Below are 12021 nucleotides of genomic sequence, written 5' to 3' on the forward strand. Positions count from 1 at the left end.
CAAGGGAAGCGGGTGCCTCCCACATGCAAGAAAAAACAGGCGATACTGCTCGGTTGCACTTAGTGAGCGGGGCGGGCCTAGTTCCAGGACAGTATGGCTGGTACTACGGTTTCGATGCACACTAGGCCCGCAGGCGGCAGTGCGGCCCCTATCATTCGGCTGTCTTTTTCTGTACGGCAGGCGCTGAGTCGCGGTTGAATAGCTTGACGAAGCGTAGTCGCTCGTTTTGTATAACCCTGGACGACCAAACGGGTGTCAGCTGGTAATTGCACGTCGCACCCGGCGGCTATTATTGTTTGATGAATTGCTGCGTTACGTGTTGGCCAGCCCGTTCTAGCTGCACCCGGTAGCTACCAGTTGCCAAGCCCGATACATCTACCCGCGGATTGGAAGCACTGCTTAGCTTTTTCGTCAAGACGAGCTTCCCCGTGGCCGTGTAAATGCGCACGGTAGTAGCCAAGGGGCCAGCCGGTAGCTTAAGCATTAGCATGCCACTAGTAGGGTTGGGGTAAATAGCGGCATCCACTGCCGCATCTTCGGGGCGCTGGCGAGAGGACGTAACCGCCGCTGCGAAAAGCTCCACATTATCCAGGCTGCACCAGTTGCCCGCATTGGCATCCGACCACAGCCCAACTTCGCACTGCCCATTCGTGACCTCAATATTAGGTAGTTGAATCTGCGTCCAGGCGCTGGTAACCGGCAGGGCAAGGTTCTTCTCCGGGCCACCGTAGTTTTTCGCGTACAGCTGGCAGGCTTTCTGGCTTCCGCCGTTCAGTACCCAAGCTCGTAAGGTGTAAGTGCCGTTGGGCAGGCCAGTTTTCAGCTGATAGGTGCTGGCCTGGTAAGCGGTGCCCAGCCAGTGTGTTAGGCGGTAGGTGCTGGCCTGGCCCCCGGTTTCGGTTTTGTCGGCGGCATAGTTGGCGGGGGCGTTGGCCCAGCTTGTCCAGCTGGAGGGCGTCTGGGTTGCGGCGCCGTTGGCTTCAAACCCGGGGTTCGTCAGCAGGTTGGTAATGGGCGTAACGGGTGGGGGCGTGGTGGGCGTTGCCAGAAAGGCATTCAGGGCCGGGGAAGGCTTGCCGTCGTTGTCCCAGGCGCTAAGCTGGTAGCCACTGAAGCTGCGGTAGCCTTCGGGTTCCCAGTAAAACACGCCCAGGCCTTTATCCTCCGGCACCGCAAACACCGCGTTCTGGACGGCCACCAGCATGTCGTACACGTTCTGGGGGGCGTTGGCGCAGTCGCCGCCTATCTCGGCAACTAGTACAGGCTTGCCATAGCGGCTGGCCATGTCGTTGAGGTTGTATTGCAGGCCGCTGATGGAAGCCGTGTAGTCCTGGTTGAGCCAGTAAGGGTAATACGAGAGGCCAATCACGTCGTACTTGCCCCCATGGGCCGTGAGCTGGTCGAAAAACGAGCGGAAAGGAGCGTTGTCATTGCCCTTGTCGAGATGAATGACCACCTTGGCCGTGGGGCTCACAGCCTTCACGGCCTCGTAGCCTCGGTTGAGGAGCTGCGTGAGCTGGGCGAAGTTGGCGGTGCTGCCTTCCGGCCACAGCAGGCCGTTGGATATTTCGTTGCCTACCTGCACCCATTCTGGGGTTACGCCGTTGGCTTTCAGCGCAGTCATCACGCTGAGCGTGTGGTCGTACACATCGGCTTGCAGCTGGCTGAAAGAATGCTGGGCCCAGGCCGCGGGTTTGGTTTGCTGCCCGGGGTCGGCCCAACTGTCGCTGTAGTGAAAGTCAATCATCACCCGCAGGCCCATGTTCCTGGCCCGCATGGCCATCGTCACCACTTCGGCGGGGCTGCAGTGCCCATTCACCCAATCCACCATCGAGGGGTTCACCCACACCCGCAGCCGGATGGAGTTGATGCCTTTCGCCTTCAGAATAGCAAAGCAATCCTGCTCTACGCCCTGCTCATCGTAGAACTTGTAGCCGTTGGCCTCCATCTGCTGCAGCCAGCCGGTATCTGCGCCTTTGGCAAACGACTGGGCCATTGCCGACGAAGAAAAAAGGCCAGCGGTGCACCAAACAGCGCCCACCAGCAGCGCCTGGCGTAGGGCAAACGAGGAAATTCGGGTCTTCATCGGGGTAGGTTTTGAGTGCCGGCCTGGGGCTGCGCGGCCCGTTTGGGCGAAGCGGGTGGGACCCAATAGGTGCTGGCGCGTACGCAGGACGGGCCTCAGCAAAGCTAGCGGCTTACTCCGTGAAAATCAGGTTTCAACACCGCGGTTTTGCGTTCTGGTCCTGGCTGCCTGCCCCATAACCGGGGGCGTTGGCTCGGCGGGCAAGCCGCGCGGCTGCCAAACCGTGAGCTGCCGAAACCCCAATGGTCAGGATAAGATGGTCAGGATAAGGAGAAGAAAGACGGCAGGCCTTGGCCGGGAAATAGGACCAGGGCGAACAATGCGCCGCCGCTCGGGTTAGCACAGCCTATGCACCTCCTTCTTCGCACGCACGTAGCCGCTCCGCCCGCTCAGGTCTGGCAGGGCTTTACCCGGGAGCTGTTTCTGGCCCTGGCCCCGCCGTTTCCGCCCATGCGCCTGCTGCGCTTCGACGGCTGCCAGCGCGGCGACGAAGTGGAGATTGAGCTGGGCGGCGGACCGCTGCGCCGCCGCTGGACCTCGCTCATCACCGAGCACGGCGTGCAGCCCGATGGCACCTATTTCTTCGTGGATGAGGGCCAGGAGCTGCCCCCGCCGCTGGTAGGCTGGCGCCACCGTCACCTGCTGCAGCCCTCCGCAGATGGGGGAACCATCATCGTAGAGGATATCACCTACCACACCCGGTTTGCCTGGCTGGATAAGCTGATGTACCCCGTCATGTGGGCGCAGTTTGCGGTGCGCGGGCCCGTGTACCGCCGGTGGTTTGGGAAGCCAGGGCCCACTGGGCGCTAATTGAACTCCGGACCCCGTAGATAACCGGCAGCGTAGTTGAGTTGATTGCCGTACAAGCACCACGTCAACGGGTATATTGCCGTTCATCCTGCTTTGGGTTATGCTTGATTCTACTTTTTTTGCGCGGCCTCGGCTGCGGCAGTTACGGCAGTGCGTTGTGGTGTTTGTGGGGGCGTTGGGGCTGGCCGGATGTGCCGGTACGCGGGCTGCCTACCAGTTTCAACCCGCGGCGCAGCCTGCTTCTGCTGCTGATACGCCAACGGTGGTTAGCTCCCCTACTTCCGTATCACCCTCTAAGGGTCAGATTAACACTGCTTCCGTCAGCTTTTCACAACCCACTCCCCCAATCCGACGGCCGCGTCGTCGGGTGGCCCCTGTAGCGCGCCGGCAGATGATGGCCGTAAGCCAAGCGCTAAATAAGCGTCCTGTTTTAGCCCGATCGGCCGCGCAAGCTGCCAAGAAGCACTGGGCTAAGCCAACGCAAGCTGAGGAAGTAGGCCTGGGTACTACCGTACTGGGCGTATTGGGGCTGGTGGTGTTTCCACTCAGCCTCATTGGTCTGCTGATCTGGGGCGGGCCGGTGTGGGCGGTGCTGGCCGGGCTGGCCGCACTAGCAGTACTCATTGCCTGGCTCGACCCATTTGCATAAGCGGGTAGACACTCGCCCGTTACAGGCCTTGTAAGTGGGCGTGCCTGGCAAGGGTCGTCAATCCTGCGCCCGGATGGCTACCTTTGTTGTCCATTTCTCTTGCTACTCGCTGCTATGCCTGCTTCTGTCACGCTCAAACCCGGTAAAGACCAGTCCCTTCGTCGCCTGCACCCGTGGGTGTTTTCCGGGGCCATCGGCCGCATGCAGGGCGAAGTAGTGGAAGGCGAGCTGGTAGCCGTGCACGCGGCTAATGGCGAGCTGCTGGGCGTAGGCCACTACGCGCCCGGCTCCATAGCCGTGCGGATGCTGGCTTTCGGCCCCGAGGCCCAGTGGCCCGATGCGGCTTTCTGGGAAGAGAAAATCCGTAACGCCTACCAGCTCCGCCAGGGTTTGGGCCTTACGGGTACCGGCAACACCAACGTGTACCGCCTGGCCCACGCCGAAGGCGACGGGATGCCCGGCCTCATTATCGACGTGTACGGCGACACGGCCGTGGTGCAGGCCCACAGCGCCGGCATGTACAAGGCCCGCCCCCTCATTGCCGAGGCACTTCAAAAAGTAATTCCTGGCCTACGGGCCATCTACGATAAAAGCGCCGAAACCGTGCCGGCCAAGGCTGCGCCCGACGCCCAGAATGGCTACCTGTTAGGGGAAAGCAGCGGCCAGGAGCACGTGGTGCAGGAAAACGGCCACCCGTTTGCCGTAGACTGGGAAACGGGGCAGAAGACGGGCTTTTTTATCGACCAGCGCGACAACCGCAGTTTGCTGGCCCGCTACGCGCCCGGTCGCCGGGTGCTCAATACCTTCTGCTACACCGGCGGTTTCAGCTCCTACGCCCTCATGGCCGGGGCCGAACTGGTGCACTCCGTGGACTCCAGCAAGAAAGCCATTGACCTGACCCAGCGCAACGCGGCCCTCACCGGCCACGAAAACCGGCACGAGGCCTACGCCCAGGATGTATTCACCTTCCTGAAGGACCGCCACAACCAGTACGACCTGATTGTGCTGGACCCGCCGGCCTTTGCCAAGCACCTCTCGGCCCGCCACAACGCCCTCATGGGCTATAAGCGGCTGAATGCGGCCGGCATCCGGCAGATTGCGCCGGGTGGTCTGCTGTTCACGTTCAGCTGCTCACAGGTAGTGAGCATGGAGTTGTTTGAAGGCGCCGTGCTGGCCGCCGCAATTGAAGCCGGCCGCCCCGCCCGTATCCTGCACCGCCTTACCCAGCCCGCCGACCACCCCGTAAGCCTCTTCCACCCCGAGGGCGAATACCTGAAAGGGCTGGTGCTGGCCGTGGAGTAGCGGGCTCAACTGCCAGAAATGCAGTATCATTGAGTGGGCGGTACTTCCACCATCTCACTCCCGATGCACAGATTTTTTTGTTTGCTCCTGGCTTGTCTGCTGGGGGCCTGTGAGCAGCGGCAGCCGGTTTCCTCAACTCCTGCCCGGCTCCCTGCTAATGTCGCTGACAGTGTGGTGTCTGCACCCGTGCCCGCTGTGCCGGTGACTCAGCCCGATACAACGGATGCTAGTCGGACGGTAGTTGGGTACCGGGAAGGCCACGATACTACCTTCTACATTGGCCGGCAGCAGTACCGGCTGCTGCTGCGCGCCGAAACCGATTCAACGCAGCCACTCGTTACCACCACAGAGGGGATAGTGGGCCCGGCCTTTGCCGATGATACCAGCACCTTTGCCCAAACCAAGCGGGTAAGAGGCTACGCGGGCAGGCAAATCATTACGCTGCTGGACCCCAATGGGCGGCAGGTATTCCGGCGGGTGTTACACAAGCCTGACTTCTACTCCGTGGCCAACCGCGACATCATAACCGTGAGTGAGCCGGCGCGGCCTGTGTTTGTTGGCTATCAGGCCGCTACCCAAACGCTGGGCTTTACCCTTGATATCGGTATTCCCTACAGCGACGTATGGCAGCGGTGCCTTATCCTGCTCGGCTTCGATGGGCGCGTAAAACAACTGGCAACCAGCTATTGGTCTAATTGGGACGCGCCCGACTGTGCCCCCCGCCTGCTGCCCGATGGGGAGGTACTGACTTGTCAGGAGCTGCTGCTGCCCAATAAGCAGCGGGTAAGCCTGCTTAAGCCGCCGGCGCAGCTGCTGGCCGCATTCATGCTGACGGACACAACCTTGTGCACCGTATACCGGTACGGTCAATATAGGAATCAGCCGGCTGCTGCCGCCGGTATGTCTGATGAAGAAGAGCTCAGTGCAGACTTTCAAGGGCCGGAATGGGTAGCCGATAAACGCCGCCAGAGCAGTCCCAACGCCTTCGTAATCAATGCCCGCGGGCAGGTGCGCCATTCCTTTCAATACCACGGCTACCGGGAGCAGATTGGCTTCTGGGTACCCCGACGCTACCTCTGGCAGACGCACACCTACTACCTACTCGACGAAGAGCGTGGGCTGACGGCACTTGATAAGCATAATGCCAAAAGCATAGCAACCATTTCGTTTAAGGAAATGCAGCCTTTTCAACCGCCCCGGCTACCAGGGGAGGTCCGTTTCCAGATGAAGACAGAAGGGCACGACTTCACATTCTACGTTGACCCCACCCAGCCTCGGCGGCTGCGCTACCAGCGCCGCCCGCACCGGGACGACTGAGTCAGTATTTGCCCGAGGTACGCCCTAAGGCCCTACTTAATTGCCCCCGGCGCGGGCAGCTGCATCAGAAACTGGCCGCCGCTGCCGCCGGTATAGGTGGGCACGTTGCTGCCGCCTTTTTCCCAGGCCTCAATCCAGCGCATCTGCACCAACAGGGGCGTAAGCGACTGTTGCTGCTTCTGGTTGGCGTAGGCCTGGGCGTCGGCGGCAATGCGGATGGCTTTGGCCCGGCCCTCCGCCTCGGCAATGTTGATACGGGCCTGAGCCTCGGCCTGCCGGATGCGGTTTTCCGTCTGCAGGCCGGTTTGCACGGCCGTGTTCTTGGCGTCGATGGCGGCTTTCAGGCTGGCGGGTGGTTCCAGCTTAGTGGTAATCTGCTGCACGGTGAAGCCCATACTTTGCAGCTGGCTCAGGAGGTTGGCCTTCACCTGGGCCTCGTAGGAGCCCCGGTTGCTGATGAGCGAGTCGGCGGTGTAGCGGTTGGTAGCCACGCGGTACGCCTCGTACACGGCCGTTTTCAGAAAGCCATTCTCGATGTCGGTGAGCGGGCGGCGGTACTGGCGGAAGATGTCATCGACCTTGTCCGACTGAATAAAGTAGTTGAGGCTGGGGGCCACGCCAAACCCGGAGCCGTCCTTGCTCTGCACCTCAAACTCCTCGTACTCTTTGTGCTGGGTATACACCGGAAACTCGTACACGGCCGTGCTCAGGGGGCTGTAGAAAACCCAGCCCGTAGCGTAGGTAATGTCATCAACCCCGCGGGCGGTGCCGGCCAGGTTCACTTTGATGCCCACGTTGCCGGCATCAATGCGCTCTACTTTTATCAGGCTGCAGCCACCTGCCAGGGCCAAAACGAGCAGGCCTAAAAAGATCAGCGGTTTAAGCCAGGAGCGTCCAGTAAGAGCGTCAAATTGAGCCATCGGAGGGAGGGTTGAAAGGCTGGGAAGAGAAATACCGCGTGAGCCAGCGCCCCGCCTGGTAGAGTGATAAAGCTACCCCGGCTACCAGCACCGCCAGGCCGGCCGCGCCCCAGCTCAGCCACCAGTTGGAAGCCCGGCTCATCCAGTCGAGGCAGCGGGGTAGGGCGTAGGGCAGTAAGCCGCCGTAGAACAGCAGCCAGACGACTACCCAACCGTAGGAAATGCGCGTAGCTGCCATAGCGTAAGGAGAGCCACAAGGTACGCGGCCGGGTTTCAATATCTGAACAATACCGCATTCCGGCACTACGCAGCGGCGGGGAGTTAGCTTGTCGTACTTTTGCCCGGGCGCATACAGCCTGTGCTCGGCGAGTTGCCCCAAAGGTGTTTGCCGGAGGGCCTCTGCGCTGGCTCTGGTGCCGGAAGTAAGGCTCAGGAACATGGACGGGCACTTGCCTACGGTAGCTTCGCTTTTAACCGGGCAGTTTTTTATTGGGTATTTCTGAAGCCATCCGCCGCCTATTCAGGTTATAGCTACCACACCAAGCGTATTTGTCCGTGAGCCTGCTCCGTTCGTCCTCTCATCCTGTGGCCCTCATTGTAGGCGCTGGTATTGCCGGCATTGCCACGGCCGTGCGGCTGGCCGTGCAGGGCTACCGCGTTACTGTATTCGAAGCGCAGGCCTCCTTCGGGGGCAAAATGCACCAGCTGGAGCTGCCCGGCGGCTACCGCTTCGACGGGGGGCCTTCCCTGTTTACGCTCCCTCACCTGGTGGATGAGCTTTTTGAACTGGCCGGCCGCAACCCCGCCGACTACTTTCGCTACGAGCGGCTCGACCCCATCACCGAGTATTTCTTTGCCGACGGTGTCCGCCTTACCGCCTGGGCCGAGGAGGCCAAGTTTGCCGGGGAGGTAGAGCAGAAGCTGGGAGTGCCCGCCACCGATGTGCTGGCGTTTTTGCGCCGCAGCGGCCAGGCCTACGCGGGTACCGCCGACACTTTTCTGCGCCGCTCCCTGCACAAAGCCGGCACCTACCTGCGGCCCGAAGTGCTAAAGGCCGTGGCCGTGCTGCCCCAGCTGGGCTTGCTCAGCACCATGCACCAGCGCCACGCCGCCGCCTTCTCCGATGCCCGCGCCGTGCAGCTCTTCGACCGGTTTGCCACCTACAACGGCTCCGACCCGTACCAGGCTCCCGCTACCTTGTCGTTGATACCGCATCTGGAACACGGCTTGGGCGCCTACTATCCGGAAGGCGGCATCTACGCCATTGCCGAAAGCCTGGTGCGCCTGGCTGAGGAGCTGGGCGTGGAGTTCCGCTACCAAGAGCCCGTCTTGGAAATCCTGACAGACGGCTCTCAGGTCAAGGGCGTACGCACGAGTCAGGGCACCTACGACGCACAGGTGGTGGTCAGCAACATGGACGTGGTGCCCACGTACCGCCGCCTGCTGCCGCGCCTGCCCGCGCCCGAAAGCACTCTGCAGCAGCCCCGCTCGTCCTCGGCCCTAATTTTTTATTGGGGCATTGGGCGGGCATTTCCGGAGCTGGGCGTGCACAATATTTTCTTTTCCGCCGACTACCGCCGCGAGTTCGAGGCCATTTTTCAGGAAAAAACTGTAGCCGACGACGTGACAGTGTACGTAAACATCACCTCCAAGAAAACGCCCACCGATGCGCCTGCGGGCCACGAGAACTGGTTTGTGATGGTGAACGTCCCCCACGACCAGGGGCAGGACTGGGCGCAACTGGTTGCACGCACCCGGCGGGCGGTACTGGCCCGGCTACACAAAGCGTTGGGCGTTGACGTGACTGCCAGCATCCGCGCCGAGCACGTCTGGGACCCGCCCGGAATTGCGGCCCGCACCTCTTCCCTGGGCGGGGCCCTCTACGGCAGCTCCAGCAACAATATGCTGGCGGCGTTTCTCCGGCACCCAAACTTTTCACGTAAACTCCCGGGCTTGTATTTTTGCGGAGGCAGCGTCCATCCTGGTGGCGGTATTCCCCTGTGCCTACTCTCGGCCGCTATTGTAGCCGACCTTACTTCTGCCTGATCTACTGCCCTGCGCATGCCTACTACCGATTTTCTACCCCACCCGCCCGCGGCCCCGCCCGCCGTGCCCGCGCCTGGCAGCCGCCAGCGCCTGCGCGTGGCGCAGGGCATTATTCTGCTGTTTCACGTCACCGGGTTTATTGGGCTGGGCTTTTCGCAGGACCCCAGCTTCTACCTGCGCTTTGTACCCCTGAACCTGCTGCTCACGGCCGCCCTGCTGCTGGCCTTCCAGCCTAGTCGCTCGGGCAGTTTCTACGTTTTTTGCCTGGTGACGATGCTGGTGGGCTTCGGGGTAGAAGTGCTGGGCGTGCAAAACAAAATCATCTTCGGCAACTACGAATACGGCCCGGTGCTGGGCTATGCGGTGCTAGGAGTACCCCTGCTTATCGGCTTAAACTGGTTGATGCTCACTTATATGGCCGGGGTGCTGGCGCGCTACCTGCCCTTGCCCAATATTCTGCGGGCGGTGGTAGCCGCTCTGCTCATGGTGGGCATGGATGTGTGCATTGAGCCCGTGGCCGTGCAGTTCGACTTCTGGCGCTGGATGGCCGACGTTATTCCCCTCCAGAATTTCAAAGGCTGGCTGGCGGTGTCCTTCATTCTGCAGATCTTCTTCAACCGGAGTCAGTTTGAGAAACGCAACGAGCTGGCACCCTTTGTCTATCTGGTACAGTTGCTTTTCTTCTTCGGACTGGGCCTGTTGAGCTAGCCTGCCGTTGTTCTATGTGCTAGCTTGCCGGTCCGGCGACGAGGTCCTCGTGCCCGCAACTAGCCTATAGCAACGTATATGACTACTCCTTCTCTGCAGCAAACGTTACTGGAAGAAACGCAGCTGCTGTTTCTGCAGCATGGCATCAGCGGCCTGTCCCTGGAGCGCATTATTCAGTTGCTGAACGTGTCGCCGGCTACGTTTCATGGCATGTTTGCCGATAAGGACGACCTGGTGCTGCAGGTAGCCCGCTACGACCTGGAACGCCAAAAGAAAGAGCATACGGCCCTGTTCACGCAAGTCAGCAGCCCGGTAGAGCGCATCCTAGTCCTGTTGCAGCACGGCATCGGGGAAATGCAGAAAGTGCCCGGCACCAACTACCGGGAAATTCAGCAGGAGCACCCCGCCACCTGGGAGCTGCTCATGGACCACCTGACCACGTATTCCTACCCCCAGATTCAGGGCCTGCTCAACGACGGAATCCTGCAAAAGCAGTTCCGGGGCGACATCAACATTGAGCTGGTCACGAAGATCATTCTGGAGCAGCTGCACCTGATTTTGAACCCCGTAGTATTTCCGCCTAGCCGCTACAACCTGGCCGAGGTGTTCCGCAGCGTGTACCTCTACTACATCCGCGGCCTGTGCACCGAGGAGGGTATCCAGGTGGCGGCGGCGCACTTTTCGCGCCTGTAGCCCGCAGTAGGCAGTTGCCTGGCTTCAATTAAGCTAATAAGCAAAAGCCCCGGCTGCCAATGTTGGCAACCGGGGCTTTTGCTATAGGGATTTTCGTGCCGACCCAGGTCAGCAGCCGGGTTAGTTCAGCGACACGCGTACTTTTTTGGTATACTCGCGCAGGGCCTCCTTAAACTCCATCTGGTGGTCCTGCATGTGGTTCAGGATAAAGATGGCGGCCAGCACGTGCGTGAGCTGCTCGCCTTCATCCTCGCCGGGCACCTCGAAAGCGGGAGCCTGCTCTTCCAGAATAGCTTCTTCGGCGGCTACCAGGTCGGGCAGTGTTTGGGTTTCTACCAGTTGCTTGATGGCTGGAATCTTCATTAACTACAGGCTTAGTTGAGGCGGTTGATAAGATTGGCTACGGCTTCTTCCTTGCTGGCCGATACCGTATCGAGCAGCTCCCCATCCTTAAAAATAGCGAAGAAAGGCAGCGTGCTTACGCCCGCCAGCTTGCGGGCCTCGGGGCTGGTTTCGGCGTTTACATCCAGAAACGCAATGTCCTGGTTTTGCTCTGCCTCCGAAAGGCGCTTGTATTTAGGCGAAAACAGGCGGCAGTTGCCGCACCAGTCGGCGTAGTATTTCACAACTACTTTTTCATTCGAATCGAGCAGCTGGCGGAAATCCGCGTCGGTTGCTTTAGTAACAGGCATGGTCAGAAACAAAAAATGGACGGGCAAAGATACAAGCCAGAGAAGAATGATTCTTATCTGCCGAGGGTCTTAACCGGGCGGAGCGCGAAATGGTTGCCCGCAGAAAGCAAATTTTCGGGCATCAACCTTCGCCCCAGGCCCTGCGTTTGCCCTAGCGGGCCGTCCTTTCAGCCGGGCCAGAAGCTGTATGCAAGACCTGATTTTTTTTGGCGACTCCCTCACGGCTGGCTACCATCTGCGGGCCGCTGATGCCTTTCCTGCCCTGTTGCAAACCCGTATCGACGCCCTGGGGCTGCCCTATAAAGCCTATAACTACGGGGTAAGCGGCGAAACCAGCGCCGGCGGCCGCCAGCGCGTGGCCTCGGTGCTGACACGGCACCCGGTAGCCGTGTTTGTGCTGGCTTTGGGCGCCAACGACGGCCTGCGGGGCATTCCCATCCGCGAAACCGTCCAGAACCTGCAGGATATCCTCAACCAGGTGCGGCAAAAGTACCCGCAGGCGCGCATAGTGCTGGTGGGTCTGGAGTTCCCGTTTGACCTGGGCCCGTTGGGCGGGCACCGTTTTGGGCAGTACGCCACCGAGTTTAAAGCCCTATTTCGGGCGTTGGCGGAAAAGAACAGCCTGCCCTTTGTGCCCTTCCTGTTGCAAGGCGTGTTGGGCCAGCGCCACCTCAACCTGCCCGATGGCGTGCACCCCAACGCGGCGGGGCACAAGCTACTCGCCAACAACGTGTGGGCCGTACTGGAAGGCATACTGAAGAATTAAGGCATTGCAAGCTTATTAAGAAAATTTCTAAA

Annotated in this window: 13 protein-coding genes; 8 read left to right on the forward strand and 5 right to left on the reverse strand. The window is 60.5% G+C overall.

Annotation, left to right across the window (positions count from 1 at the left end; all coding sequences use genetic code 11):
- Positions 1-289: 289 nt before the first annotated feature.
- Entirely contained in the window at positions 290-2086 is a 1797-nt protein-coding gene (locus tag HER32_RS10660; protein ID WP_168681858.1) for a glycosyl hydrolase 53 family protein, read from the reverse strand.
- A 348-nt stretch (positions 2087-2434) separates the two neighbouring features.
- Between HER32_RS10660 and HER32_RS10665 the strand changes: the two genes are divergently transcribed.
- The 4 genes from HER32_RS10665 (at position 2435) to HER32_RS10680 (ending at position 6164) form a co-directional block, all read left to right on the forward strand.
- Positions 2435-2896, forward strand: a complete 462-nt coding sequence (locus HER32_RS10665; protein WP_149070221.1) for an SRPBCC family protein — start codon at positions 2435-2437, stop codon at positions 2894-2896.
- Between the two features lie 100 nt (positions 2897-2996).
- A complete protein-coding gene (locus HER32_RS10670; RefSeq protein WP_168681859.1) occupies positions 2997-3545 on the forward strand; it encodes a hypothetical protein in 549 nt (182 codons plus the stop codon).
- A 114-nt stretch (positions 3546-3659) separates the two neighbouring features.
- Entirely contained in the window at positions 3660-4847 is a 1188-nt protein-coding gene (locus HER32_RS10675; protein WP_168681860.1) for a class I SAM-dependent rRNA methyltransferase, read from the forward strand.
- Between the two features lie 171 nt (positions 4848-5018).
- On the forward strand, positions 5019-6164 hold the full coding sequence (locus tag HER32_RS10680) for a hypothetical protein (protein WP_168681861.1): 1146 nt from the start codon (positions 5019-5021) through the stop codon (positions 6162-6164).
- A 32-nt stretch (positions 6165-6196) separates the two neighbouring features.
- On the opposite strand, the gene HER32_RS10685 is transcribed toward HER32_RS10680, so the two are convergent.
- The gene (locus HER32_RS10685; RefSeq protein WP_168681862.1) at positions 6197-7084 is read right to left on the reverse strand and encodes a prohibitin family protein; all 888 of its coding nucleotides are present in this window, start codon (positions 7082-7084) and stop codon (positions 6197-6199) included.
- A complete protein-coding gene (locus HER32_RS10690; RefSeq protein ID WP_168681863.1) occupies positions 7071-7322 on the reverse strand; it encodes a hypothetical protein in 252 nt (83 codons plus the stop codon). The genes HER32_RS10685 and HER32_RS10690 overlap by 14 nt, the downstream gene beginning before the upstream one ends.
- A gap of 347 nt (positions 7323-7669) precedes the next feature.
- Here HER32_RS10690 and crtD point away from each other — a divergent pair, with 347 nt between their 5' ends.
- From crtD to HER32_RS10705, 3 genes are all read left to right on the forward strand, one after another.
- Entirely contained in the window at positions 7670-9130 is a 1461-nt protein-coding gene (gene crtD, locus HER32_RS10695; protein ID WP_168681864.1) for a 1-hydroxycarotenoid 3,4-desaturase CrtD, read from the forward strand.
- A gap of 15 nt (positions 9131-9145) precedes the next feature.
- Entirely contained in the window at positions 9146-9838 is a 693-nt protein-coding gene (locus tag HER32_RS10700; protein ID WP_168681865.1) for a carotenoid biosynthesis protein, read from the forward strand.
- A gap of 78 nt (positions 9839-9916) precedes the next feature.
- On the forward strand, positions 9917-10531 hold the full coding sequence (locus tag HER32_RS10705) for a TetR/AcrR family transcriptional regulator (protein ID WP_168681866.1): 615 nt from the start codon (positions 9917-9919) through the stop codon (positions 10529-10531).
- Between the two features lie 120 nt (positions 10532-10651).
- Here HER32_RS10705 and HER32_RS10710 read toward each other — a convergent pair whose 3' ends face one another.
- Both HER32_RS10710 and HER32_RS10715 read right to left on the reverse strand, forming a co-directional pair.
- Positions 10652-10894, reverse strand: coding sequence for a DUF6952 family protein (locus HER32_RS10710; protein ID WP_149070213.1), 243 nt, complete (start codon positions 10892-10894; stop codon positions 10652-10654).
- Positions 10895-10905: 11 nt separating this feature from the next.
- On the reverse strand, positions 10906-11223 hold the full coding sequence (locus tag HER32_RS10715) for a thioredoxin family protein (protein WP_149070212.1): 318 nt from the start codon (positions 11221-11223) through the stop codon (positions 10906-10908).
- Between the two features lie 187 nt (positions 11224-11410).
- Here HER32_RS10715 and HER32_RS10720 point away from each other — a divergent pair, with 187 nt between their 5' ends.
- A complete protein-coding gene (locus HER32_RS10720) occupies positions 11411-11989 on the forward strand; it encodes an arylesterase (RefSeq protein ID WP_168681867.1) in 579 nt (192 codons plus the stop codon).
- Positions 11990-12021: the final 32 nt, after the last annotated feature.

Source organism: Hymenobacter sp. BT18, assembly GCF_012273015.1.
GTDB lineage: Bacteria > Bacteroidota > Bacteroidia > Cytophagales > Hymenobacteraceae > Hymenobacter > Hymenobacter lutimineralis.

Bases quoted from the DNA above. Each gene is read 5' to 3' on its own strand.
- HER32_RS10660 (WP_168681858.1), bottom strand. From the start codon at position 2,086: ATGAAGACCCGAATTTCCTCGTTTGCCCTACGCCAGGCGCTGCTGGTG.
- HER32_RS10665 (WP_149070221.1), top strand. From the start codon at position 2,435: ATGCACCTCCTTCTTCGCACGCACGTAGCCGCTCCGCCCGCTCAGGTC.
- HER32_RS10670 (WP_168681859.1), top strand. From the start codon at position 2,997: ATGCTTGATTCTACTTTTTTTGCGCGGCCTCGGCTGCGGCAGTTACGG.
- HER32_RS10675 (WP_168681860.1), top strand. From the start codon at position 3,660: ATGCCTGCTTCTGTCACGCTCAAACCCGGTAAAGACCAGTCCCTTCGT.
- HER32_RS10685 (WP_168681862.1), bottom strand. From the start codon at position 7,084: ATGGCTCAATTTGACGCTCTTACTGGACGCTCCTGGCTTAAACCGCTG.
- HER32_RS10690 (WP_168681863.1), bottom strand. From the start codon at position 7,322: ATGGCAGCTACGCGCATTTCCTACGGTTGGGTAGTCGTCTGGCTGCTG.
- HER32_RS10700 (WP_168681865.1), top strand. From the start codon at position 9,146: ATGCCTACTACCGATTTTCTACCCCACCCGCCCGCGGCCCCGCCCGCC.
- HER32_RS10705 (WP_168681866.1), top strand. From the start codon at position 9,917: ATGACTACTCCTTCTCTGCAGCAAACGTTACTGGAAGAAACGCAGCTG.
- HER32_RS10710 (WP_149070213.1), bottom strand. From the start codon at position 10,894: ATGAAGATTCCAGCCATCAAGCAACTGGTAGAAACCCAAACACTGCCC.
- HER32_RS10715 (WP_149070212.1), bottom strand. From the start codon at position 11,223: ATGCCTGTTACTAAAGCAACCGACGCGGATTTCCGCCAGCTGCTCGAT.
- HER32_RS10720 (WP_168681867.1), top strand. From the start codon at position 11,411: ATGCAAGACCTGATTTTTTTTGGCGACTCCCTCACGGCTGGCTACCAT.